We start from the raw sequence: 24,312 nt of genomic DNA, 5'->3' as shown, positions 1-24,312 counted from the left end.
TCGTGTTAGAGCGTTTGCAGCTCGAGAATTGCATGCGTGTAAATGCTTATGGCCTCTTCGATCTGCACAATCGAAATATATTCATTCAGGGAATGACATTGCGCCAGATCGCCTGCACCGCAAATCACAGTCGGGCAAGCAAAGTTCGGGGCATCTGAAGAGCCGGGAAAGGCCGTAACATCGCTTTTGCCAATGACTGCCATGCTGGCGTTGATCACCGCCTGCATCACGGGTGATGTCTCAGCTGTGTCCAGCGGCGGTAAGTCTAGGAATGGTGTTTCGATCACGCATTCCAACTCGGGAACGGACTGTTTTGCTTGTTCAACGACCGCATACAACTCAGCCATAACATCCGCAGAGCTTTCGCCGGGGATAGTGCGGCGGTCGATATCGATCTCGCAAAAATCAGGCACAGAACAGGCGTTGTCGCCACCGCGAATGACTCCGACGCTCAAGCTTGGCGCGCCACACATGGGATCCGCGGGACGTGCGCGCAAGTCATCCGCATAGCTCTGCAAAGCCGTCAAAACAGCGCCCATATGATAGATCGCGTTGCGCCCGCTTTGCGGCATGCTGGAATGCGCCGCCAGACCTGTCGTGCGCAAAGTCATCAGCATTTGCCCTTTATGAGCGCGGCAAATTTCTAACTGCGTCGGTTCCGCGACAATTGCGAAATCTAACTGCGGGCCGTGTTGTCCAAAGTAGGTTGAACCCGCCATCGCATGCTCTTCATCGATCACACCGGCGACAATGACATCCCCTCTGAGAGCCGCATCAGAGCGCTGCAAAATGCGGATCACTTCGAGGTAGGCCGCAAGACCCGCTTTCATGTCGCACGCGCCGCGACCATAGATATTGCCGTTTTTGACATGTGGCTCAAACGGGCCGCAGTACCCATCGACCCCCACCGTGTCTAGATGTCCGGCCAGCAAGATCGTAGGGCCATCGCCCGTCCCCTTAAGCCGCCCCCAAACATTGCGCCGTCCTTTGAGAACCTCATGCGCACCAATCTCAAGACCAAGCGCGCGCAGCTGGGTTTCAAACAGATCCGCCATTGCAGCTTCCGCGCCTGCTTCACTTTCAACACCAAAGGTGTTTACGCTTGGCGTTCGGATCATCGCGGACAGATCTGCGACAAGCTGACTGCGATCGATATCAAAACTGCTCATAGTGTCTCGTCCAATTGAGTAGTGAACAATCGCCCATAGCCGACCTGCTCATCTTTGATCCCTGCAAGCCGCAACAAATGCCAAGCCAGAGCATGATTGCTCGCCGTCACAGGCTTGCCGATCTTTTGTTCCGCCAGTTCGATAATCCCTGCCGCGCGCAAGCTTGTGCAAGAGATAAAGACGCCATCGACATCCGTAGACGTACCAACAGAAATCGCTGCATCGAGAATGGATTGCGCGGATATCTTGCCCACGACTTCGTCGCTCTCTTCATAAAAAGACCCGACGCGCGTGATTGCAATGCCTGCTTCTTCAAACCTGTCTTGCATCGCTTGCGTCACATCAGGTGTGTAGGGCGTCACAAGACCAAGCCGCGTCACCCCAAGGCATCGCAGCGCCGCTTTCGCCGCGCTCAAAGGATTGCTTGATGGAACGCCCTTGTGGCTTTGGGCCAGAATATTCGCGACACGCGCTTCGCCGATGATCGTAGCACCTGATGTGCAGCCGTATCCAATCGCGCTTAGTCCCAAATAAGGTGGCAAAAGAGCTGCCGCGACAGGAAGCTCCGCCTCCATCTTGGCAAGGGTATCGGGCGTAACATGTGTGTCGTTGGCCAAACGCGCATGATAAATCGCGACGCCAGAAAGATGCGTTAACGCACGCATCTCCAGCTCCATCGTTTGATCGGATTCCAGCACCAAAAGACCGATGCGCGTCCGCTCTCCCGCGCCTTTGTCTGTGGCGAAGTCGAGACGTGAAATTATGGTCTGATTGTCTACTTTCAATGCTCTCACCGCACCCTTTCGAGTGCGATGTTAACGTGAGGGGTGCCCCATCATCTGTGCAAAAAACGACCTGCGGGTCAGAAACTACGCCAGTGCCTAGCGCACCTTCAATGTGGCAAGGCCGATAATCGCGAGAATAAGTGAGATGATCCAAAAGCGAATGACAATCTGCGGTTCCGCCCATCCCTTTTTCTCATAGTGGTGATGGATCGGCGCCATCAAAAAAACGCGCTTGCCTGTGCGCTTGAAATAAAGAACCTGAATAATCACCGAGAGCGCCTCGACAACAAACAAACCGCCAACAATCGCAAGCACCAGTTCGTGCTTCGTTGAGATCGCAATCGCACCCAAAGCACCACCAAGTGCGAGTGAGCCCGTGTCGCCCATAAAGACCGCCGCAGGTGGTGCGTTGTACCAAAGAAAGCCCAGACCACCGCCAAAAATTCCTGCGGTAAAGATCAGAATTTCTCCCGTTCCCGGAACGTAATGCACATCGAGATACTCAGTAAAGTCAACGCGACCAACAGCATAAGCGATCACACCCAACGTACCCGACGCGATCATAACAGGCATAATCGCAAGACCATCGAGACCATCGGTAAGGTTAACAGAATTAGCGGCACCGACGATGACAATCACGGCGAAGGGTACGAAAAGGTAGCCAAGATTGATCAGTGTGTCTTTGAAGATCGGCAGCGCGAGTTGGTTCTGCAGCTCTGGTGGATGGTACTGCGCAGCCCAAAAGCCAGCAATCGCGGCAATCAGAAACCCTAGACCAAGCCGAATTTTTCCAGACACACCAGCCGTGTTTTGCTTGGACACTTTTGCGTAGTCGTCGGCAAAGCCAATCGCACCGTAAGACATTGTAACAAATAGAACAATCCAGATGAACGGGTTGTCGAGACGTGCCCACAAAAGCGTCGAAGTCAGCAAAGCACCCACAATCAAAAGTCCTCCCATGGTAGGCGTCCCTGCTTTGACAAAATGCCCCTCTGGGCCGTCATCGCGGATCGGTTGACCTTTGCCTTGCTTACGGCGAAGTACGTTAATCAATGGTTTTCCAAACACAAAACCAAAGATCAGCGCCGTCAAAAACGCGCCGCCTGCGCGAAAAGTGATGTAGCGAAAGAGGTTGAAAAAATCGCCCCCATCAGAGAGAGCGGTTAACCAATACAGCATTTACACATCGTCCTTTTCGGAAGTCTTTGGGGCCGTATGGCCCAATTTAGTAACCGCGTCCACCACACGAGACAGACCCATAGAGAGCGACCCCTTAGCAAGCACAACATCACCCGCATCTAGGTCATGGCCGACAAAGCTTGCCATTTCCTTGCTGTCCGCTGTCCAATGTCCTTTTTTCGCATCCGGCAGCGCATCAAAGCAGTGCCGCATCAGCGCGCCAACGCAATTAATGATGTCGATTTTTTCAATGCTCGGCAGTGTCGCAACGGCTCGGTGCATCGCGATTTCATCCACGCCGAGCTCTTTCATATCGCCAAGGTATGCAATGCGACGCCCCTTAGAGACACGGCCAATATCATGAGTCACTTCAGCGGCAGCCAGCACCTCTAACGCCGCGCCAAGCGAACTAGGATTGGCGTTATACGCATCATCAATCAACTCAAGCGTCATGCGGCTGTCGGCGGGATCAAGCGCGATCACTTCGCGCGCACCGCGTCCTGTGAAAGGTGTCCAAGTTGCGATCGATTGCGCCGCGAGCGCGAGATCAGCCCCAAGTGCTTCGGCACAGGCCAACGCCCCCAGCCCGTTCATCGCGAAATGCTGCCCTGCGCTTTGCACTTTGAACAAAAGCGGCGCGCCTAGAACGTTCGCTTCGACAACAGTCGTGTTTCCCTTTAACACACTGTTTTCCAATGTGTATTCTCGAGCGCTCTGGCCAAACCAGACCGCAGCAACGCCAAGGTCTGCGGCGGCTTGTTCAAGAATAGCAGCGGTTCCAACATCCGCATTCAGAACACAAACACCGTCTGGTTCTAGTCCTTCCATGATCGACGCTTTCTCAGCGGCAATCCCTTCAATGTTCTCAAATGCTTCGAGATGAGCCGCCGCGACCGTGGTCACCAAACTCACATGAGGGCGCGCCATTTTGGCAAGCGGCGCGATCTCACCCGGGTGGTTCATCCCGATCTCGATCACCGCATATTCCGTATCCGCAGGCATGCGTGCCAAAGTGAGCGGCACGCCCCAATGGTTGTTGTAACTTGCAACAGACGCATGAGTGCGGCCCTGCGCGCTTAGCACATCGCGCAGCATTTCTTTGGTCGACGTTTTTCCCACAGAGCCAGTGATCGCTACAACGCGCGCGCTTGTACGAGCGCGACCTGCGCGCCCTAAATCCTCAAGCGCGCTCAACACATCCTCAACGATGAGCAGCGGCGCATCTGGCGCAACGCCTTCGGGCGCATGTGTCACCAACGCAGCCCCCGCCCCTTTGGAAAGGGCTTGCGCGACAAACTCATGCCCGTCGCGCGCGGCTTTCAAAGCGACAAACAAATCGCCAACTTCAATCGTACGTGTGTCAATCGAGATGCCATCGACGGACCAATCACCGACGGCTCGACCGCCTGTTGCGGCGGCCGCTTCTTTCGCGCTCCATAGGCTCATGCGCGATCTCCTTCTAATGCGGCGACAGCCACGCTTGCTTGTTCACAATCATCAAAGGGAAAGACAGTATCACCAACGACTTGCCCCGTTTCGTGGCCCTTGCCTGCTATCAACAATGCGTCGCCGGGTGCGAGCGCATCCACTGCGCGCAGGATCGCTTCGGCGCGGTCTGCGACCTCGATTGCTTCGGGTGCACCTGTCATCACAGCCGCACGGATCAAAGCTGGTTCTTCTGATCGCGGATTATCGTCTGTCACAAACACAAGATCAGCATTTTCTGCAGCAGCTTGGCCCATAAGCGGACGTTTCGATGTGTCACGATCCCCGCCAGCACCGACAATAGCGATTAAACGCCCCATCACATGCGGGCGCATTGCTTTGAGCGCGGTGGAAACCGCATCTGGCGTATGCGCATAGTCAACGAAGACCGCCGCGCCATTCGCACGCGTCGCCGCCAGTTGCATCCGACCATGTACCGTTTCGAGATCGCCAAGCGTGTCGAATACGCGCGCAGGGTCTTCGCCGCACGCAATCACGAGGCCCGCAGCCAGCAAAACATTCTCTGCCTGAAAACCACCGATCAGATTGAGCCGCGCTTGGAACGGGCGATCATGCCATTTGAACAACAAATCCTGCCCGGTGCCGTCGTAGCGCTGGCCAAGCAAACACAGGTCTGCTTCGGGGTCACGCCCCACGCCGATAAGTTCATGCCCATGGGACTGCGCAATCATCGCAACCTCTGCGCCTTTGGGATCATCGAGGTTCACAACCGCAACACCATCATCTTGCAAGACGCGGGTGAACAAGCCCATTTTCGCATCAAAATACGCTTCGAACGTGCCGTGGTAATCAAGGTGATCTTGCGTGAAATTGGTGAACCCTGCAGCTGCGATGTTCACACCGTCCAAGCGGCGCTGATCAAGACCATGCGAGGACGCTTCCATTGCGGCATGAGAAATGCCTTCGTGCGATAAGGTCGCTAAAGTGCGATGCAACGTAATCGGCTCGGGCGTCGTATGCGCGAGCGGAAGGTGCAGGCTGCCCTCCACTCCTGTTGTGCCCAGATTGACGGCTTCCAGATCAAGCAAGTTCCATATCTGACGCACAAAGGTACTTACGGATGTCTTGCCATTCGTCCCTGTGACCGCGGTCATGATCTGAGGTTGCGCGCCAAAATAAAGTGCTGCTGCAAATGCGACTGCACCACGCGGATCATCCGTGAGGATCACCGCGGCGTCGCTCGCGGCCAGCTCATCCGCCGCAATCTCTGCCCCGACCGCATCCGTCAGAATCGCGCTCGCTCCCATACGCAAAGCGTATTGAATAAATTCACCGCCATGCACTTTGGAACCAGGCAAAGCGGCGAACAAAAAGCCAGCCTTCACCTCGCGGCTATCAACGGCAATGCCTGTAATATTTGGGTTACGCCCATCCGCTGCGGTTAATCCGAGCTGCTGCAAAGTCTTTGATGCTGCCATGGCCTGCCCCTACATCTTGCGGTGCGCGCGTCTGCGCACCCCTTAATTCGATGTGAGCGTTATACCAGCCAATTCACCCGGTTCAATCTCTGGTCTTAACCCCAAGAGCGGTGCAACGCGGCCAATCATCTCTGCGGCGACCGGAACAGCGGTCCAACCAGCGGTTCTGCGCGGTTTTTTGCCTGAGGTTTCTGTGGGTTCATCGAGAGTGACAACCAATACATACTTCGGATTGTGCGCAGGGAAGAGCGACGCAAAAGTTGCGATGACTTTGTCGTCGTAATAGCCCCCGCGTGGTTTTGGCTTGTCTGCTGTGCCTGTCTTACCACCCACTGCGTAGCCCTGCACTTCGCCAAAGCTTGCCGTGCCTTCGGTCACAACCTTGCGCAGCATCTGGCGGGCGTAGCGCGCGGTGTCTTCGCGCATCACGCGTGTGCCCTCAGGCGCGCCTGTGCGTTTGATAATCGTAGGCTTGATATATGTGCCGCCATTGGCCAGCGCAGCGTAACCCGCCGCAAGATGCAGCGGTGAATTCGAAATACCGTGGCCGTATGAAATCGTAACAGCGCTCAAGTCCGTCCAGCGTTCTGGATAAAGCGGCTTGCCGCCTTTGGCTTCAACAATCTCAAGCGGTGTATAATCCATAAAGCCCATAGCTTTCATGAATTCCTTTTGACGTTTCACACCGATTTGCAGCGCCATACGACCTGTTCCACGGTTCGAGCTTTTGATGATGATGTCTTCAACGCTCAACACGCCGTAATTTTTCTTTTGGAATTCACCAATATTAAACCCGCCAACACGCAACGCTTTGCCCGTGTCGATCATCGTCTGGTTGTTCACCAGATTAAGGTCCATTGCCTGCGCGGCGGTAAAGATTTTATACGCAGAACCAAGCTCATAGACACCCTGCACCGCGCGATTGAACAGCGGGCTGTCAGATGCATCCCCTTCTACCAGCGGACTTGGGCGCGCGTTGGGATCAAAATCAGGCAGGCTGACGATCGAAATAATCTCGCCTGTATGCACATCCATCAAAACAGACGCGGCCCCTTTGGCGTTCATCAACTTCATACCGCCGTAGAGCACACGCTCGGCTGCGGCCTGCACTGTTAGATCTAGCGAAAGCGCAAGTGGAGCCCCTTGGCGCGCAGGGTCGCGCAGCAGGTCGTCGTAGTATTTTTCAACGCCAGCAACGCCGATAACTTCGGCAGCGTGCACACCTTCTCGGCCAAAACTCGCACCGCCCATGACGTGTGCTGCAAGCTTGCCATTGGGATAAAGACGCATTTCGCGCGGTCCAAACAACAGGCCCGGATCACCAATATTGTGAACTGCTTGCTTCTGCTCGGGGCTGAGTTTTTTCTTGATCCACAGGAACTTACGCTTACCAGTGAAGTCCTTGAGCAGTTTATCCTGATTGAGATCTGGGAAAATCGCCGCCAGTTCAGCCGCGACACGTTCTTTGTCGATCATCTGCAAAGGTTGTGCGTAAAGCGAGTGTGTTTCAAAGTTCGTCGCCAAGACACGCCCGTGACGATCAGTAATATCCGCGCGCTGTGCAAGGATCGCGCTGCCTTTGCTGGCCGCGCGTGGCTCAGCGGGCTCGGTCGCTGCAAGAACGCCCATACGCGCACCGATCACACCAAAAGCGCAAAAGAAGATCACCGACAGGATCAGTAAACGCCCTTCTGCCCGCCCACGCGACGCATCACGCATTTGCTCGTGGCGAATACGCAGGTTTTCACGCTCAATCGCGTCAGGGTTTTCACCACTGGCGCGCGCCTCAAGAATACGTGCTAGGGGTCGAAGGGGCGTGCGGATCATGGAAACACTCCGTCTCCGCGTGTCACGGCTTCGCCGCCAGTCATGCCTGATACATCGACCGGATTGTTGATGATCAACTCAGGCTCGATAGGTTGCGGAAAGGCCACTTGATCGACTTTGCCAAACTGATCAGGGCGCAAAGGCAACAGGCCCAAACGCTCGAAATTCACCTCTGTGAGGTCGCGCAAACGATCAGGACGGTTGAGATACGCCCACTCCGCACGCAAAACAGTCAAACGCGCCCGCGCTTGGCCGATTTCGCGGTTGATCTGTTCTGTCTTGGCGATTTCCGCCTGTGTTTGATAATTCTCACGGTAGGCCCAAAAGGCCAAACCGATCACAGCAAGGGCAGTCACAATATATAACAATGAACGCATTTAACGGTCCCTTCGTAGCATAGGCATGCCAAGCACTTTTGGCGCGATGTCGCCCGCAGGTGCATCGGTGCGGCGTGCGAGGCGCAGTTTGGCGGAGCGTGCGCGCACGTTATGTTCGAGTTCTTCTTCAGAGGCGGTGATGGCCTTGCGACCCAACAATTCAAACGCGGGCTTCTCGACTTCGACCTGAGGTGCGAAACGGTTTGGATTACCTGTGGTGCCTGCGCGCGACTGCAAGAAGCGCTTTGCCATGCGGTCTTCCACAGAATGAAAGCTCACAACGGCGAGCAATCCACCGGGTGCAAGTGCGCGCTCAGCGGCCATAAGGCCCTGATACAACTCACCATATTCGTTGTTCACGGCAATGCGCAAAGCTTGAAAGCTACGTGTCGCTGGATGGCTCTGCCCCGGCTTTTTGCGCGGCAAGCATTTTTCGATCAACCCAGCGAGTTGCAACGTCGTGGTGATCGGTGTTTCTGCACGCATCTCCAGAATGGCGCGTGCGATACGCCGTGATGCGCGCTCTTCACCATAATTATAGAGGATTTCGGCGATCTCTTCGGCCTCGTATTCATTGACGATGTCCGCAGCACTCTGCCCGTCCTGGCCCATACGCATATCGAGCGGTCCGTCGCGCATGAACGAAAACCCGCGCTCGGCAATGTCGAGCTGCATGGAAGAGACCCCAAGATCGAGGACAACGCCGTCCAAATCCTGCGCAAATTCGGCCATGTCAGAGAACACGCCGCGCTGCTGGATCAAACGTTCGCCGTATTGCCCTGCCCAAGACGTTGCCATTTCAAACGCTAAAGGATCGCGGTCCACTGCAATCACACTATCCGCCCCTGCATCAAGCAAAGCGCGTGTATACCCGCCTGCCCCAAATGTCCCATCGAGCCAACGACCGCTGATTGGATCAGCCGCTTTCAGAATAGGATCCAAGAGGACCGGAATATGTGGAGCAGTGGTGGCAGCCTGCGTCATGGATCACTCCACAGGACTGGGCGTTGGGGCACTATCAAGAAACTCAAGCGGATCGAAATCATCGGGCAGCTCTTCGAGCCACTCTTCTGTTTTCGCCAGTTCATCCGCTTCGTAGGTCTCGGTTTTCCAAATCTGGAACGTATCACCTGCCGCGATAAAGAACGCTTCTTTATCAAGCTCGATTTTCTGACGCAGTTTGCTTGGCAGAACCAAGCGACCTGTCTCGTCAATCGTTGTCGGGAAAGATTGGCCATGGAAGAGACGCTGAAGCATTTTACGCTGTATAGATCCACGTGGGAGGGCGTCGATCTTTGCGTCCACCTCCTCGATCGCTTCCATGGTGTAACACTCAAGATAATTGCGACGGTGATCGCCGTAGACAATTACCAATTCGGGGGCGAGGCCTTCGGTCCAATTGGGGTCAGCCGCTTCGATTACACGACGAAAAGAGGCCGGTATCGAGACCCGCCCCTTTGTGTCCACCTTATGGTGGCTTTCGCCTCTGAATCTGCGTGACACGCCCAATTCGTCCCTCTTACATACCCCTAAAAATATTAAAGGCGGATCAAGCTGCTGCCACTGCTTGATCCGCCGACGTCCCGTTGCCGGGAGTGTCCGATCGCGCGCGCCACCTGGGGGGATGTCTGCTCGCTCGCGCGCCGGATCTGGTTGAGAGGATTGTGGCGGGTGCCTGTATGAAACCTGACTTAGTGGTTTTTATTGACTTGGGATCGTTTGGCGTCCCGTTGTTGTGTTACCCGACTTCCTCTTCTGTCATTAGGGATGACATGGGAATTCATGGCAATCAATAGGAAATGTTGGGTGAAACTTACTGAATGTTGTTTTCAGACCCACTCAAAAACAAGATATGGTAAGAACACTTCAAGAACACGATCCAGTGGTAGCGAAAATGTGAAGCTGAAACACTATATGTTGATCCGAAACAATCTTTGATTTTTTTCCCATATTTTCCCGAATTTCGACACAACTGAGCATGGTTTTGCAAATTTTCGTCGAACACGGGCATCTTGAGCCTACGAATCACATCTGAATCTTGCTGTAAATTGCTCTGAGACCATGGATTCGCGGGTGAGTCTTTGGTGTGACATAGGGTTCTTGCCGAGTTTTGGGCATTTGGCCCATGAAATCCCACGTCGCCCATCGTTTCCCATATAGAACCCCAAAAACAGCAAAAGCGCCCCGACGTGGGACGCTTTTACCAAAATTAGACGAAAAAGATGGGGCGTTAAGCCATGCCACCCTCAATCAAACCCTGCGCGAGTTTGGCATAGGCCTGCGCCATTTCCCCCTCGCCCGCAGCGATGGGCGTGCCACTATCGCCAGCCAAGCGCGTTTCAAGGTCAATCGGCAAAGCTCCCAACAGCGGTACATTGATGCGCTCCGCTTCTGCGGCCACCCCCCCTTGACCAAAGATCGCATGCTCTGATCCGCAATCAGGGCATTTGAACATCGACATGTTTTCGATCAGTCCCAGCACAGGTGTTTTCAGTGTCGCGAACATATCAAGCGCTTTGCGTGCATCTAAGAGTGCAACGTCCTGCGGCGTGCTCACGACAATCGCACCAGTTACTTGGCTCTTTTGGCAAAGCGTGAGTTGTACATCACCCGTACCGGGAGGCAGATCGACGATAAGAACGTCCAGCTCGCCCCACTCTACCTGTCCAAGCATTTGCTGCAATGCACCCATTAACATAGGGCCCCGCCAGACAATCGCTTTGTCGGGGTCCATCATCAGACCAATAGACATCATCGTGACGCCATGCGCTTTGAGCGGAATAATCGTTTTGCCATCCGGGCTCGCAGGGCGTTTGCTCACCCCCATCATGCGTGGCTGAGACGGTCCGTATATATCAGCGTCGAGCAAACCAACGCGGCGGCCTTGTTTGGCCAAAGCAACCGCAAGGTTCGACGAGACTGTTGATTTCCCAACACCGCCTTTGCCAGAGCCAATCGCGAGAATGCGATCCACACCAGAGACAGGTGCCGGCCCGCCCTCTTGCGGCTTGGGATGGCCACCGATTTTAAAACTGGGCGGCGCAGGTTTCGCTGGCGCAGGCCCATGGGCCGTCAAAGCTACATTTACTGTGCGCGATCCCGCCACTGCCGCGACCGCTGCTTCGGCCGCTTTGCGCAAAGGTTCCATCTGCTGCGCTATCGCAGGGCTTGGCGCTTCGATCACAAATCGCACGGCGTTGTCATCCACACTTAATGCGCGGATCATATCGCGGCTGATCAGATCCCCGCCATCAGGCAAAGCCAAACGTGCAAGGGCATCTTTAATATCTGTCTCTATCTGGCTCATTGCTCTCTCCCATAGGCGCTTAGGTATACCTCGCATCTTTGCGCGCAGGTGCAAGGGTGCCTCGGTATCTTTTTCGCCCGTGTCTTTTTCGCCCGTGTCTTTTTAAGTCGCCAAAAAATTAAGCAAACGATTCCGTTAACTTAACCCTACGTCGCGTATGCACATGCTGCATAGCAGCATTGTAGAAATGATTATTGTGCAGACGCAGCATTAGCTCCATATTGATCCCAACAGCGAGACACACTGCTTCGCTCGAACTTGAAACGCTTTATAAAGGATGATCGACATGGCGTTCCTTACAGATACATTCTCCGTCCAAGGTACAATGGGCGACAAGCTCGTAGCATTCTGGTCAAACTTCCGGGAAGCACGCACAAAGCGCGCAGTTTACCGTCAGACAATCAACGAGTTGGCCGGTCTTTCAAACCGCGAATTGGCAGATTTGGGCATTCACCGCTCAGCAATCCGCCGCATCGCATATGAGTCCGCGTACACGAAATAAGAGTTTAAAGAATTCAACAGGCCAACTCCTCCCGAAACGGTCTTGTTGATATTGGCGGCGGCGATCTCCTCCCAGTTAGCCCTGCCAAAGAATACCGATCCCACAAGGATCTGGGTTAGCGTGGCCACACCTCCTCCCTGGTGCGTCACGCTTAAAAAGAACGGCGATGTGTCCTCCCACACATCGTCGTTTTTCTTTTTTGGGCAGGTCACACTAGCAAATCAAGCGATGTTCGATCCAGCAAGTATGGCAAGCGCAATTGCGCTTTGCGCACCATTGCAGGATCAAGCGATGCATATAGAATTTCCGAAGTCCGACTTGCGCGCGCAAGTTCCGTGCCGTTTGGGGCAGCGATCACGCTTTTGCCAAGAAACTCCATATCGCCCTGTGTCCCGCTGCCGTTCGCATATACCAAGAAAACCCCGTTTTCATACGCGCGCGTTGGAAGCATCGTGTCTGCAACCCATCCCCAATCTGCTCCAAGTGCAGTCGGCACCAGCACAAGATCCGCCCCGAACGCCGCCGCATGGCGCACTGTTTCGGGAAATTCCGCATCATAGCAAATCAGCGTCGCGATTTTGAAACCGCGGTAAGTGAATAGCGTAATCCCCTGTCCCGCCGTGTAGTATTCCCGCTCAAAACCCGGAGGAATCGCAAGTTTGCGGTGATGTCCCAGCAAAGTACCATCAGGTCCGATACACATCGCGCTGTTATAAAGCGTCTCATCCGCGCGTTCAGCGTACCCGCAATGAATGGCCAGTTTGAAGCGTTGCGCGAGCTCACCAAGCTTTTGCGAGGTTGGGCCATACGCAGGCTCTGCACTGGCGCGCGTTTGCGCCCCTATGGCATAACCGCAGGCGAAAAGTTCAGGTAAAACCACCAAATCAGCGCCTTTTGTTGCGATCTCTGGCAAGTGCTGCGCAAGCCACTCCATGCGTGCGCTCCACCCAACAAGATCAGACGGCGCTTGCGCTAAGGCGAGGGAAAGCATCGTTTCAGCTATCCGTCACAAGCAGCTCACGCGGGTATTGTGTGAGATACTCAGCCCCGTTTTCCGTCACCACAATACTGTCGCCTATGCGTCCTGCCATTACACCATCCACAGAAATGCCGCCATCCACGGCGAATGTCATGCCTGCTTGCAAAATGGTCGTATCGCCCGCTTTTAATTCCGGTGCTTCGAGATAAGCCACGCCAATCGAACGTCCCGTACGATAGCCCGTCGCATAACCGCGCTCTGCGTAAATCACATCTGCTGCTGCCGCGATCGATTCTGCCGTCACGCCCGGTTTGATCGCCGCGATTGCCGCCTGTTGCGCATCTATCGCCGCTTGCTGCACGCGCGCCGCATCTTCGGTGACATCCGCCACATGAAACATCCGGTCAAAGCCGAGCTTATATTGCTTGAACTGCGCCATATTGCAAAAGCAGAAATAGACGGGATCGGCCTTTTCATACGCTTTCACAGAAGCACGGCGATGCACCATTGATGTGTCACGCCCGCTTTGCAGGATTTGTAAGTTGTGGATCATCGGGGACACAAACCGCTCCCAGCCTTGATCCGTCAGGAACCCTGCCGCCTTGCGCGTGCCGGCTTCAATCACCGCCAATGCGCTTTCAAACTCCTGTGCGCCAACTCGAAGCGAGCCATGCGCCGCCGCCATCATAGCCCCTGCGATTTCGCCTGCTTGCTTCATCACTTCGATCTCGAGCGGGGATTTAATCATCCGCTGCGCACCAAGGATCGGACCGATATCGCAAAGTGCGACGCCACGGTATGTCTCATCCATAAAGTGACGCACGATTGCTGGGATATCCATCTGCTCGACCCAGATTTGTTCGGGCTTTTCGGGCAAACACGTGGCAAGGGCCCTGCCCCAAGAATTCTGCCCCGCATCTTCCCAGCGATGAATATCTTCAACCCACGTCATCTCAGCCACCATTTCGCTTTCCATAAGCGGCGTGATGACACTAGGTGCACCGTCGCTGCGCACGACCAACATGCTGGGGCGGCCAAACTCAATACCAAGATAGCCCCAAAATCCAGCCAAATACGCGATAGAGCTTTCAGAGGTGAAAACTGCGTGACTGATCCCGCGCATTTGCATCTCCGCTTGTAGAATTTCGGTTCGGTGTTTCGCTTCAATCAGCATCTATGGCCTCCTTATTCACCGGGGAAACCTACCAAGCTTGGGGTTGCGAGATCTCATAAAAGCGACGAAACATGTCGTTTCAATGGAGTACGCGGCGTTTCCCTGCTGCGCCACCACGCCGTTTTGGCACAGGGAGCGGCTGAGACGCATCGCGCAAATAGCCCACAAAGAGCTTTGCTGCCACTGCCGTGTGCGAAAAATCACTGAAGAAGGGCAAGGCACGCTGCGCTTCCATGCAGGTATTGGCACCTTTGGGTAACGTCATCGCCCATTCTAAAAAACCTGCTTTTGCAGCCTGAACATGCGCATGCGCAGTGCCATCCACATCTTGCAAGGCCTTGAAAATCTGCTGTGCCGTCATCGTTCCTCCTTATGCCCACACCCCGGGGCGCATTATGTAATGCGAGAGACAATGCAGATGAAACACACGCGGGCTTCCAAAAGAGCAGCGCTTGTCTCGCCTGCTCCGCCACCCGCGGTTTCGACTTACTCACAAGGCTGGTTTCCGGGCTTAGGGCGAGTGGTTAACGCGTTAACCCTGATCCAGCACCTTCCCAAAGCGTCGCGCTCCAGTGGTCTTGCCAGATCTCTCACCCACACCGTTGCGGGGGCAGCACCGGATTTCCACCGGTTTCCCAATTCTCTGCCCTTTTGACGGGACAGCACCTTGATAAACAGACGTTACTTAAAGAGCGGCGTTCTGCGCAAGGGCAACTTGCGCCAAACCTGCGTCCAAAAGCGGCTTTTCGTTACGCACATGACGCGCGATGAGTTGTTTTTGCTGAATACGCGCGGGAATCATATTTGCTGGTTTCATAATGCGTTTCTTGCGTGCAAGATGGGGAAACAGCGTCAAAACCTCGCCGCGCGCATCTGGGTTCAGCGCAGCAATTGCTTCGCGGCCTATGTAAAAACTCTCCGCCGGTGCGCCCTCTGCGAGCACAACTTGATGACGATCAAACACAAGGTGGTAATAGTTCAGCGCATCCTTGGCCTGATCAATGTAAATCCCTGGCATTTCAATCAGGCGAACCGCTGCAATTAGCACATCGGTTTCGCCAAACATACGCTGCGCCACCGGTGAACTGACCTGCATCCGGTGCTGTCGTGACACGCGCAGATCGCGCTTGGGCAAATCTTCGCCCAACGCACCTGCTGAAATGTGCACGGGGCGCAGATTCTCGAATTCCTGCATTTGCACTGCCGAAACTGCACTGAGCAGGTTCAAACGTAGGGACGAAAAACCACCACCTGCCAAAGCAATGCGCGCTTCGGGCTCTAACGTCTCGACCTTTTGTGGCCCTTGATCTGTCTCGATCAAAGTGCCTTCAGCAAAACAAACCACAGAAGAATAGGTCCAGCCCGTCGTGTGGCTTTGATAACTGCCAAGCGTCGCACCAACGGTGAACGCAGAGCCAGGTGCCGGGATGAAATACCACCCCGACGGCGCGGCACTCGTATTGAAGAAAAAGAACGTCTCCACATGCGGATTTCCGAGCGTATCGGTGAAACTTACATCGATTGCATAGGGTTGAGAGTTTGTGCTGCCCGCCGCACCGCCATTAATGGTCACCGTTTCGGACGCGTCGCTGCCCCCTTGATAGCTGCCGTCATTATCATCGAGCACAGCCGTATAAGACGTGTTATAGAGCGCGTTATACCCTGTGCCGCTCCACCGAAATGCTTCAACGGTATAGGTCGCCATCGCTAACCCTGCCCCTTCTTAGCTGCGCGCAATTTGGCTTTGCGCTCCAAATCAGCGGCGCGAAATAGCAGACGTGCACCCGTTTTAGAGAGTTGAAACGCGATTGCGCCTGTGCCGAGGTCTTGCTCGGCATCTAAAACGGCGCGCGCGGAGGGCGCTTCATTATGTTCCGTGCGCAGACGATGCGCAAATTTCTTATGGCGCGCACTTAGGGCACCTTCAATATCACTCATACATCACCTGCTGACGCGAAAATGCACACGTCGTTTAAAACAAAAATACAGTAAACCGCTCGATTTCCTGTTGTCACAATACTTTTCAACGCTCTAACGGCGCTTGTTTAAGGGAAGATAACAGAAAATCAGAAAGACGCCAAACCCACAGGCGGGTTCACGTTAAAGGTGTGTTGCAAAAACTCCCAAATCTTTGCTACGGAAGCGTTTTTCCCGCGTCACACCGCGTCGCTTGCAATCTGTTTCAGGATCGCAATCGCATCATCAGCGCGATCTTCTGGGATAAAGAGGTGATCGTGAAAGAACCCTGCAACAGGGTTCACGCCCATGCCAGCCGCGGCGAGTTTCGTAGCGATGAGCGCAATAAAACCAACCGCATCAAGCGCAGAATGCACATTGAGCGTGATCATACGAGACGGAAATTCATACGCCATTGCGTGCGCTTCCGCTTCACTTTTCAACAAAATCAGCGTCGTACCTTCCGCCTCTTGAAAGACCATGCGCCGCGATAGGCCATCTGGAATTTCGCGCTCAGGCAAGGTGACAAAGACAAAGGTGCCATCAATCAATGTCGCTGACATGCTGCGCAAAAGGATGTTGAGATCGTGCTCACCGCTCATAATTTTCGCCTCTTAAAACGGAATGTCATCCGCCGCATCCGCAGCAGCGACGAAACGGGACACGACTTTCTTTATGCCCGCTTTTTCAAATTCAATCTCGAGCTTGTCGCCTTCAATTCCAATCACGGCCCCATAGCCGAACTTTTGATGAAACACCCGCTCACCTATCGAGAAACTCGAAACAGCGGTCATATCAATCGTGATATTCTTGGCCTCAGACGGCTGCCCCATGGGGCGTTGATCTTTGCGCGCTTGCAGACGTTTCCAACCGGGCGAATTGTAAACATTCGCGTCTTGAACACGTTGTTCCAGATCCGAACGACCAGAGCCGCCGCCCATCCCCATACCAGCAGCGCCGTAGCTACCACCATAAAGGCCGGGGGGCGTGAGTACGTCCACATGATCCTCGGGGAGTTCGTCAATAAAGCGCGACGGGAGCGCGTTTTGCCACTGGCCGAACACCATGCGATTGGCCGCGAAGGAAATTGTGCACAGTTCTTCCGCACGGGTGATGCCAACGTAGGCGAGCCGGCGTTCTTCTTCTAATCCTTTGAGACCGCTTTCATCCATGGAGCGTTGCGAGGGGAACAGGCCATCCTCCCACCCTGGCAGGAACACCGCAGGGAATTCCAGACCCTTCGCGCCGTGCAACGTCATGATGGAGACTTTTGGCTCGTCCTTTTCCTGTTCATTGTCCATGATCAGACTGACGTGCTCGAGAAAACCTTGAAGGTTTTCAAATTGTTCCAGCGCTTTCACAAGTTCCTTAAGGTTCTCAAGCCGCCCCGGCCCTTCGGGGGTTTTGTCGTTCTGCCAATGGGCGGTGTAGCCGCTCTCGTCCAGAATAACTTGCGCGAGTTCAACGTGACCCATTTCGGGCGGCCCGTATTCCGGCTGCGTGAATGTCGGCCCGTCATCCAGCACAGCATCGTCATCAATCACATTCGCCATTAACGGACCGCGTGTCAGAGCCGACCAACGCGCGATGCCGTCAACCAGCTTGCCAAGTTCAGTGCCGCCTTTGCCACCAATCCCTTTGGTGTCGACAATGATGCGCGCGCCTTCAAGCAAGCTTACGCCATTCTCACGCGCCGCCATTTGAATTTTCTGCTGCGCTTTATCACCAAGTCCGCGCTTGGGCGTATTCACAATTCGTTCGAACGCGAGATCGTCATCAGGGGATGTTACAACGCGGAAATAGGCCATCGCATCGCGGATTTCCATGCGCTCGTAAAAGCGCGGGCCGCCAATAACGCGGTAGGGCAAACCAATGGTTAAGAAGCGATCCTCAAACGCGCGCATTTGATGCGACGCGCGCACAAGAATGGCCATATCATCGAGCGAAATAGGACGCATACCGCGTGCGCCACCCTGCATAGCCTCAAGCTCTTCGCCGATCCAGCGCGCCTCTTCCTCGCCGTCCCAGTGACCGATCAAACGCACCTTTTCACCTTCTTCAGAGGCGGTCCACAGGTCTTTTCCCAACCGCCCTTCATTGCCTGCAATCACATTGGACGCAGCAGCGAGGATATGTGGGGTGGAACGGTAATTCTGCTCAAGTCGCACCACCTTTGCGCCCGGAAAATCCTTTTCAAACCGCAAGATATTGCCCACTTCCGCCCCGCGCCAACCATAGATCGATTGGTCATCATCACCCACACAGCAAATGTTTTTGTGACCACCCGCAAGAAGCCGCAGCCAGAGATATTGCGCGACGTTTGTGTCCTGATACTCGTCCACCAGAATGTAGCGGAACCAGCGTTGGTATTGGTTGAGAATATCGTCGTGCGTCTGAAAGATTGTCACCACATGGAGCAAGAGATCGCCGAAATCTACGGCATTCAATTCCAGCAAGCGTTTCTGGTACATCTCGTAAAACTCAGTACCGCGATTGTTGTAGGCCCCCGCGTCTGCGCTTGGCACTTTGTCAGGCGTCAACGCACGGTTTTTCCAACCATCGATAAATCCCGCAAGCATCCGCGCAGGCCAGCGTTTGTCGTCGATGCTTTCCGCGCGCAAAAGCTGTTTGAGCAATCGGATTTGATCGTCGGTATCAAGGATCGTGAAGTTGCTCTTCAACCCCACCAATTCTGCATGACGGCGCAAAAGCTTCACACAGATGGAGTGGAACGTACCAAGCCATGGCATCCCCTCGATCGACTGCCCAAGCATCCCGCCCACACGGTTCTTCATCTCGCGGGCGGCTTTGTTTGTGAAGGTCACCGCCAGAATTTCATTAGGCCGCGCCTTTGAGGCGTTCATCAAATGAACAATCCGCGTGGTCAGCGCTTTGGTTTTGCCCGTCCCAGCGCCCGCCAACATCAAGACAGGGCCGTTCAAAGTTTCCACCGCTTCGCGCTGTGCAGGGTTCAACCCGTCCAGATACGGCATGGGTCGCGCAGACATGGCGCGTTGCGAGAGGGGCACAGAGGCGCCGTCGAAGGCGTCCATTTCGTCAAAATTGCTCATGGGCGTAACTCTAGCGCGCAAATGCCGATAGGAAAAGAGAGGTTCTTGATCTGTTCCGCATTCTTTTGCTAGACAAATGCCGCATTGCAGCGAAAACTGTGCGTATGGATTTACACAGCACCTACCCTGCGATCTCTGATCTGCGCCGTGCCGCGAAACGTCGTATCCCGCATTTCGTCTGGGAATACCTCGATAGCGCGACGGGGAATGAAGCGACGAAAGCCCGCAATCGAACCAAGCTCGATGAGGTGCTGATGATGCCCTCAATCCTGCACGGTGAAATGACACCGGATTTGAGCGTCGATTTGTTGGGGCAGCATTTGCCCCTGCCCTTTGGCATCGCCCCTGTCGGTATGTCCGGACTAATTTGGCCTGATGCGGAACGTATTCTGGCCGCCAACGCTGCAAAACTTGGCATTCCTTATACACTTTCGACTGTTGCGACCCGAACGCCCGAAGAGGTGGCACCTGTTTTGGGCGCGCAAGGATGGTTCCAGATGTACCCACCGCGTGATGAGGGCATCCGGACAGATATGTTGGCGCGCGCCAAGAACGCGGGCTTTCACACTCTGGTTCTAACGGTAGATGTGCCTGTTGCGTCTCGCCGAGAGCGACAGTTGCGCGGCGGACTGCAACAACCGCCCAAACTGACACCGCGCCTGTTGGCGCAGGTGGCGACGTGTCCGACTTGGGCCATGGGAACCGCGAAACTTGGCATGCCGCGCATGCGTTTGATCGACAGCTATGCGGATCATGTGAAAGGTCAGACTGATGGTCTAAGCAGCACGGCTCATGTTGGATACTTGCTGCGCACATCGCCTGATTGGGAATACGTGGCCAAACTGCGCGCCGAATGGGATGGACCATTTATCGTAAAAGGCGTGTTAAACGTAGAGGATGTTGCGCGCCTAGAGAATGCAAGCGTCGATGCGATCTGGCTTTCTAACCATGCGGGACGTCAGTTTGATGGTGCCCCTGCGCCAATTGAAATTTTACCTGACATTCGCGCGGCGACAAAACTGCCGTTGATCTTTGACAGCGGGATTGAAGGTGGCTTGGACATCCTGCGCGCTCTCGCGCTTGGGGCAGATTTTGTCATGCTCGGGCGCGCGTGGCACTACGCACTTGGGGCGCTTGGAGAACGTGGACCTGCGCATCTCGCGGATATGCTCACGTCAGATTTACGCGCCAATATGGGACAAATAGGTGCTCGAACCTTGCACGAGACGCGCGAGATGATTCTCAAGATGACCTAAACAACAAAAAACCTCATCAAAGCGCTGCGGTTGACAACAACTGTTAGCGTTAACATAAGCTTTTGTTACCGCTAAACACCCAATACTACGAATATCGCGTAGTCTTTTTACGGTGTAAACCTTGCGCAACAGAACCTCTCGGGAAGCCAGATATGACTGAATTCAACAAGATCCTCATCGCCAACCGCGGAGAAATCGCGATCCGCATCATGCGTGCGGCCAACGAGCTCGGCAAGAAAACCGTCGCCGTTTACGCAGAAGAGGACAAGTTGGGCCTGCATCGTTTCAAAGCGGATGAAGCCTACCGCATTGGCGAAGGTTTGGGTCCCGTTGCGGCCTATCTGTCAATCGAAGAGATTATTCGCGTCGCCAAAGCGTCTGGCGCAGATGCTATCCATCCGGGCTACGGACTGCTCTCGGAAAACCCCGATTTCGTTGATGCATGTGATGCGAACGGGATTACGTTCATCGGCCCAAAGGCCGCAACAATGCGCGCCCTTGGCGACAAAGCATCAGCACGCCGAGTCGCAATTGAAGCAGGCGTGCCTGTGGTGCCCGCGACCGAAGTGCTTGGCGATGACATGGCAGCCGTCAAGCGTGAGGCAGGCGAAGTCGGCTATCCGTTGATGCTCAAGGCCTCATGGGGTGGTGGCGGACGCGGGATGCGACCGATCTATTCCGAGGATGAAGTCGAAGAAAAAGTATTAGAGGGCCGTCGAGAGGCCGAAGCGGCCTTTGGCAATGGCGAGGGTTACCTGGAAAAGATGATCATCCGCGCGCGTCACGTGGAGGTGCAAATCCTCGGCGACAGCCAAGGCGGCATGTATCATCTGTTCGAGCGTGATTGCTCTGTTCAACGGCGCAATCAGAAAGTGGTTGAGCGCGCCCCTGCCCCGTATCTCAGCGAAGAACAGCGTGTAGAGATTTGCGAGCTTGGACGTAAGATTTGTGCGCACGTGAATTACGAGTGTGCTGGCACTGTCGAATTCCTGATGGATATGGACACGAGCAAATTCTACTTCATCGAAGTGAATCCACGCGTGCAGGTCGAACATACGGTGACGGAAGAAGTCACTGGCATCGATATCGTGCAAGCACAAATCAAGATTGCGGAAGGCAAAACGATTGCCGAGGCGACAGGCAAAGCGAGCCAAGATGAGGTACGCCTCAATGGTCACGCGCTGCAAACGCGCATCACCACAGAAGACCCGCTCAACAATTTCATTCCAGACTATGGCCGCATCACCGCCTTTCGCGAAGCGCAAGGCATGGGCATTCGTCTTGATGGCGGCACGGCTTATTCCGGCGGCGTCATTACGCGTTACTACGACAGCTTGTTGATGAAAGTGACCGCCCATGCACCGACGCCAGAAGCGGCGATTGCTCGCATGGACCGTGCATTGCGCGAGTTTCGTATTCGCGGCGTCAGCACTAACATCGCCTTTGTCGAGAACTTGTTGAAGCACCCGACCTTCCTCAGCAACGAATACACAACGACCTTTATCGACAACACGCCGGACCTGTTTGACTTCAAAAAGCGCCGTGACCGCGCGACGAAACTGTTGATCTATATTGCCGATATCACAGTCAATGGTCACCCAGAGACCGCAGGCCGCGTTTTGCCTGCAGCTGATCTGAAAACGCCCAAGCCCCCTGCTGCCACGGGCGAAGTCGCACCTTACGGCACACGCAATCTGCTCGACGAAAAAGGTCCGCAGGCTGTTGCCGATTGGATGGCTGCGCAAAAGCAATTGTTGCTGACCGACACAACGATGCGCGACGGGCATCAAAGCTTGCTCGCAACGCGCATGCGCTCGATTGATATGATCCGAGTGGCACCGACCTATGCGTCTGAAATGTCGCAGCTTTTCTCGGTTGAGTGCTGGGGTGGTGCGACGTTTGATGTCGCCTATCGCTTCTTGCAGGAGTGTCCGTGGCAACGTCTACGCGATATTCGCGCGGCGATGCCGAATGTAATGACGCAAATGCTGCTTCGCTCTGCCAACGGGGTTGGATACACCAACTACCCTGACAACGTGGTGCAGGAATTTGTGCTCCAAGCCGCAGAAACAGGCGTTGATGTGTTCCGCGTGTTTGACAGCCTCAACTGGACTGAAAACATGCGCGTCGCGATGGATGCGGTGATCGAGGCGAACAAGGTTTGCGAAGGCACGATTTGCTACACAGGCGATATCTTGAACGCGGCTCGCGCGAAATATGATCTCAAGTACTATGTGCAAATGGGTAAAGAGCTGAAAGCCGCTGGCGCGCATGTGCTGGGCCTCAAGGATATGGCTGGATTGCTGAAACCTGCCGCTGCGCGCGTTTTGGTGAAAGCGCTGAAAGAAGAAGTTGGCCTACCGATCCACTTCCACACGCATGACACCGCAGGCATCGCTTGCGCCACCATTCTTGCCGCCTCTGAAGCTGGTGTGGACGCAGTCGATTGCGCCATGGATGCTTTGTCCGGCAACACCAGCCAAGCGACATTGGGCACAGTAGTGGAATCCCTGCGCCACACAGAGCGCGATACGGGCATCAACATGGACAGCGTACGCCGCATTTCTGATTATTGGGAGCAAGTGCGCGCGCAATACGCAGCCTTTGAGACCGGTCAGCAAGCCCCCTCTTCCGAGGTCTATTTGCACGAAATGCCGGGTGGTCAGTTTACCAACTTAAAGGCACAAGCACGTTCGCTTGGATTGGAAGAGCGCTGGCCAGAAGTTGCGAACACTTACGCAGACGTGAACCAGATGTTCGGCGATATCGTGAAAGTGACGCCAAGCTCGAAGGTTGTCGGCGATATGGCGTTGATGATGGTCAGCCAAGGTTTGAGCCGCGCGGAAGTGGAGGACCCTGAAACGGATGTGTCCTTCCCTGACAGCGTCGTCGACATGATGCGCGGCAATTTGGGCCAACCTCCGGGTGGTTTCCCGAGTGGCATCGTCGCGAAAGTTCTGAAAGGCGATACGCCGAATATGGAGCGCCCCGGAAAATCACTGCCCCCTGTTGATCTGGAGGTTGAGCGCGCCAAACTGAGTGAGTTGCTAGATGGGCGCGAAATCGACAACGAAGATCTCAATGGCTATCTGATGTATCCGAAGGTTTTCTTGGATTACATGGGGCGTCACCGCATGTACGGGCCTGTGCGCACTTTGCCGACGCGCACCTTCTTTTATGGTATGGAATCGCGCGAGGAAATCTCAGCAGAGATTGATCCCGGTAAAACCCTAGAGATTCGCTTGCAAGCTGTCGGGGAAACCCTTGATGATGGCGATGTAAAAGTGTTCTTTGAACTCAACGGTCAGCCACGGGTTATTCGTGTGCCGAACCGTTCCGTGAAAGCCGCCACAGCCGCCCGCCCAAAAGCAGACAGCACAGATGAAAACCACATCGGCGCACCAATGCCGGGGGTTGTCGCCTCGGTCGCGGCGAGCGTTGGGCAAAAGGTAGCGCAAGGCGATCTGCTATTGACGATTGAAGCGATGAAGATGGAAACAGGCATCCATGCCGAGCGCAGCGCGGTGATCAAAGCCGTGCATGTGAGCGCAGGTGCGCAGATTGATGCGAAGGATTTGCTGATCGAATTGGAGTGATTTGAAAGAGCATGCAAAAGCATGCCCTTGATAAGCGCTAAAGCGCATGATTGAGGCTCTGCCTCAAACTCCGAAGTTTCACTAGAAAGATGAAGAGCGCCCTGTCATGAATGATGGGGCGCATTTCGATTATACACAGAGTCCTCGAGCACCCGACTTTTGACGGGTTGACGTCTGACCGTAGAACGATTCAGCTAACCGCATGATCCG

Annotated in this window: 20 protein-coding genes and 1 riboswitch; of the genes, 3 read left to right on the top strand and 17 right to left on the bottom strand. The window is 54.7% G+C overall.

Going from position 1 to position 24,312, the window contains the following annotated elements:
* Positions 1-5 precede the first annotated feature (5 nt).
* The 10 genes from PFRI_RS00615 to PFRI_RS00570 all read right to left on the bottom strand — a co-directional run bounded on the left by PFRI_RS00615 (position 6) and on the right by PFRI_RS00570 (position 11,568).
* On the bottom strand, positions 6-1,169 hold the full coding sequence (locus PFRI_RS00615; RefSeq protein WP_072628837.1) for a M20 family metallopeptidase: 1,164 nt from the start codon (positions 1,167-1,169) through the stop codon (positions 6-8).
* Complete coding sequence (locus tag PFRI_RS00610) at positions 1,166-1,954, bottom strand: maleate cis-trans isomerase family protein (RefSeq protein WP_072628836.1); 789 nt, start codon at positions 1,952-1,954, stop codon at positions 1,166-1,168. The genes PFRI_RS00615 and PFRI_RS00610 overlap by 4 nt, the downstream gene beginning before the upstream one ends.
* Positions 1,955-2,050: 96 nt before the next feature.
* A complete protein-coding gene (gene mraY / locus PFRI_RS00605; protein ID WP_072628835.1) occupies positions 2,051-3,133 on the bottom strand; it encodes a phospho-N-acetylmuramoyl-pentapeptide-transferase in 1,083 nt (360 codons plus the stop codon).
* Complete coding sequence (locus PFRI_RS00600; RefSeq protein WP_072628834.1) at positions 3,134-4,579, bottom strand: UDP-N-acetylmuramoyl-tripeptide--D-alanyl-D-alanine ligase; 1,446 nt, start codon at positions 4,577-4,579, stop codon at positions 3,134-3,136. It abuts the gene before it with no gap.
* The gene (locus PFRI_RS00595) at positions 4,576-6,057 is read right to left on the bottom strand and encodes a UDP-N-acetylmuramoyl-L-alanyl-D-glutamate--2,6-diaminopimelate ligase (RefSeq protein WP_072628833.1); all 1,482 of its coding nucleotides are present in this window, start codon (positions 6,055-6,057) and stop codon (positions 4,576-4,578) included. The genes PFRI_RS00600 and PFRI_RS00595 overlap by 4 nt, the downstream gene beginning before the upstream one ends.
* A gap of 42 nt (positions 6,058-6,099) precedes the next feature.
* A complete protein-coding gene (locus PFRI_RS00590; protein ID WP_072628832.1) occupies positions 6,100-7,884 on the bottom strand; it encodes a peptidoglycan D,D-transpeptidase FtsI family protein in 1,785 nt (594 codons plus the stop codon).
* Positions 7,881-8,261 carry a cell division protein FtsL gene (gene ftsL / locus PFRI_RS00585; protein ID WP_072628831.1) on the bottom strand — a complete coding sequence of 127 codons (381 nt, stop codon included), beginning with the start codon at positions 8,259-8,261 and terminating at the stop codon, positions 7,881-7,883. Before ftsL ends, PFRI_RS00590 begins: the two co-directional genes overlap by 4 nt.
* A complete protein-coding gene (gene rsmH / locus PFRI_RS00580; protein WP_072628830.1) occupies positions 8,262-9,245 on the bottom strand; it encodes a 16S rRNA (cytosine(1402)-N(4))-methyltransferase RsmH in 984 nt (327 codons plus the stop codon).
* Between the two features lie 3 nt (positions 9,246-9,248).
* Entirely contained in the window at positions 9,249-9,764 is a 516-nt protein-coding gene (gene mraZ / locus PFRI_RS00575; protein ID WP_111445413.1) for a division/cell wall cluster transcriptional repressor MraZ, read from the bottom strand.
* A gap of 727 nt (positions 9,765-10,491) precedes the next feature.
* Positions 10,492-11,568 carry an Mrp/NBP35 family ATP-binding protein gene (locus PFRI_RS00570; protein ID WP_072628828.1) on the bottom strand — a complete coding sequence of 359 codons (1,077 nt, stop codon included), beginning with the start codon at positions 11,566-11,568 and terminating at the stop codon, positions 10,492-10,494.
* 286 nt (positions 11,569-11,854) lie between these two features.
* Between PFRI_RS00570 and PFRI_RS00565 the strand changes: the two genes are divergently transcribed.
* A complete protein-coding gene (locus tag PFRI_RS00565; RefSeq protein ID WP_072628827.1) occupies positions 11,855-12,070 on the top strand; it encodes a DUF1127 domain-containing protein in 216 nt (71 codons plus the stop codon).
* Between the two features lie 208 nt (positions 12,071-12,278).
* Here PFRI_RS00565 and PFRI_RS00560 read toward each other — a convergent pair whose 3' ends face one another.
* From PFRI_RS00560 to PFRI_RS00530, 7 genes are all read right to left on the bottom strand, one after another.
* On the bottom strand, positions 12,279-13,061 hold the full coding sequence (locus PFRI_RS00560) for a carbon-nitrogen hydrolase family protein (protein ID WP_072628826.1): 783 nt from the start codon (positions 13,059-13,061) through the stop codon (positions 12,279-12,281).
* 4 nt (positions 13,062-13,065) lie between these two features.
* Positions 13,066-14,223, bottom strand: coding sequence for a M24 family metallopeptidase (locus PFRI_RS00555; RefSeq protein WP_072628825.1), 1,158 nt, complete (start codon positions 14,221-14,223; stop codon positions 13,066-13,068).
* A 79-nt stretch (positions 14,224-14,302) separates the two neighbouring features.
* Positions 14,303-14,584, bottom strand: coding sequence for a hypothetical protein (locus tag PFRI_RS00550; protein WP_072628824.1), 282 nt, complete (start codon positions 14,582-14,584; stop codon positions 14,303-14,305).
* A 118-nt stretch (positions 14,585-14,702) separates the two neighbouring features.
* Positions 14,703-14,908, bottom strand: a riboswitch (cobalamin riboswitch).
* Complete coding sequence (locus PFRI_RS00545) at positions 14,909-15,928, bottom strand: Hint domain-containing protein (protein ID WP_072628823.1); 1,020 nt, start codon at positions 15,926-15,928, stop codon at positions 14,909-14,911. It lies immediately after the preceding riboswitch.
* Positions 15,929-15,930: 2 nt separating this feature from the next.
* Positions 15,931-16,161, bottom strand: a complete 231-nt coding sequence (locus PFRI_RS00540) for a hypothetical protein (protein ID WP_072628822.1) — start codon at positions 16,159-16,161, stop codon at positions 15,931-15,933.
* A gap of 218 nt (positions 16,162-16,379) precedes the next feature.
* Positions 16,380-16,781: an ACT domain-containing protein gene (locus PFRI_RS00535; protein ID WP_072628821.1), complete on the bottom strand. Its 402-nt coding sequence runs from the start codon at positions 16,779-16,781 to the stop codon at positions 16,380-16,382.
* A gap of 12 nt (positions 16,782-16,793) precedes the next feature.
* A complete protein-coding gene (locus PFRI_RS00530; protein ID WP_072628820.1) occupies positions 16,794-19,250 on the bottom strand; it encodes an ATP-dependent helicase in 2,457 nt (818 codons plus the stop codon).
* Between the two features lie 104 nt (positions 19,251-19,354).
* Here PFRI_RS00530 and PFRI_RS00525 point away from each other — a divergent pair, with 104 nt between their 5' ends.
* Positions 19,355-20,506, top strand: coding sequence for an alpha-hydroxy acid oxidase (locus PFRI_RS00525; protein ID WP_072628863.1), 1,152 nt, complete (start codon positions 19,355-19,357; stop codon positions 20,504-20,506).
* Between the two features lie 152 nt (positions 20,507-20,658).
* Positions 20,659-24,102 (top strand): pyruvate carboxylase, encoded by a 3,444-nt coding sequence (locus PFRI_RS00520; protein ID WP_072628819.1) that lies wholly within the window; start codon positions 20,659-20,661, stop codon positions 24,100-24,102.
* Positions 24,103-24,312: the final 210 nt, after the last annotated feature.

Origin of the sequence: Planktotalea frisia, from assembly GCF_001890925.1 — a bacterium.
GTDB classification, from domain to species: Bacteria; Pseudomonadota; Alphaproteobacteria; order Rhodobacterales; family Rhodobacteraceae; genus Planktotalea; species Planktotalea frisia.
This window is presented reverse-complemented; position numbering and strand designations above follow the sequence as displayed.

Bases quoted from the DNA above. Each gene is read 5' to 3' on its own strand.
- PFRI_RS00560 (WP_072628826.1), bottom strand. From the start codon at position 13,061: ATGCTTTCCCTCGCCTTAGCGCAAGCGCCGTCTGATCTTGTTGGGTGG.
- PFRI_RS00550 (WP_072628824.1), bottom strand. From the start codon at position 14,584: ATGACGGCACAGCAGATTTTCAAGGCCTTGCAAGATGTGGATGGCACT.
- PFRI_RS00530 (WP_072628820.1), bottom strand. From the start codon at position 19,250: ATGAGCAATTTTGACGAAATGGACGCCTTCGACGGCGCCTCTGTGCCC.
- rsmH (WP_072628830.1), bottom strand. From the start codon at position 9,245: ATGACGCAGGCTGCCACCACTGCTCCACATATTCCGGTCCTCTTGGAT.
- PFRI_RS00570 (WP_072628828.1), bottom strand. From the start codon at position 11,568: ATGAGCCAGATAGAGACAGATATTAAAGATGCCCTTGCACGTTTGGCT.
- PFRI_RS00600 (WP_072628834.1), bottom strand. From the start codon at position 4,579: ATGAGCCTATGGAGCGCGAAAGAAGCGGCCGCCGCAACAGGCGGTCGA.
- PFRI_RS00520 (WP_072628819.1), top strand. From the start codon at position 20,659: ATGACTGAATTCAACAAGATCCTCATCGCCAACCGCGGAGAAATCGCG.
- PFRI_RS00590 (WP_072628832.1), bottom strand. From the start codon at position 7,884: ATGATCCGCACGCCCCTTCGACCCCTAGCACGTATTCTTGAGGCGCGC.
- PFRI_RS00535 (WP_072628821.1), bottom strand. From the start codon at position 16,781: ATGAGCGGTGAGCACGATCTCAACATCCTTTTGCGCAGCATGTCAGCG.
- PFRI_RS00555 (WP_072628825.1), bottom strand. From the start codon at position 14,223: ATGCTGATTGAAGCGAAACACCGAACCGAAATTCTACAAGCGGAGATG.
- PFRI_RS00595 (WP_072628833.1), bottom strand. From the start codon at position 6,057: ATGGCAGCATCAAAGACTTTGCAGCAGCTCGGATTAACCGCAGCGGAT.
- PFRI_RS00545 (WP_072628823.1), bottom strand. From the start codon at position 15,928: ATGGCGACCTATACCGTTGAAGCATTTCGGTGGAGCGGCACAGGGTAT.
- mraY (WP_072628835.1), bottom strand. From the start codon at position 3,133: ATGCTGTATTGGTTAACCGCTCTCTCTGATGGGGGCGATTTTTTCAAC.
- PFRI_RS00615 (WP_072628837.1), bottom strand. From the start codon at position 1,169: ATGAGCAGTTTTGATATCGATCGCAGTCAGCTTGTCGCAGATCTGTCC.
- ftsL (WP_072628831.1), bottom strand. From the start codon at position 8,261: ATGCGTTCATTGTTATATATTGTGACTGCCCTTGCTGTGATCGGTTTG.
- PFRI_RS00540 (WP_072628822.1), bottom strand. From the start codon at position 16,161: ATGAGTGATATTGAAGGTGCCCTAAGTGCGCGCCATAAGAAATTTGCG.
- PFRI_RS00525 (WP_072628863.1), top strand. From the start codon at position 19,355: ATGGATTTACACAGCACCTACCCTGCGATCTCTGATCTGCGCCGTGCC.
- PFRI_RS00565 (WP_072628827.1), top strand. From the start codon at position 11,855: ATGGCGTTCCTTACAGATACATTCTCCGTCCAAGGTACAATGGGCGAC.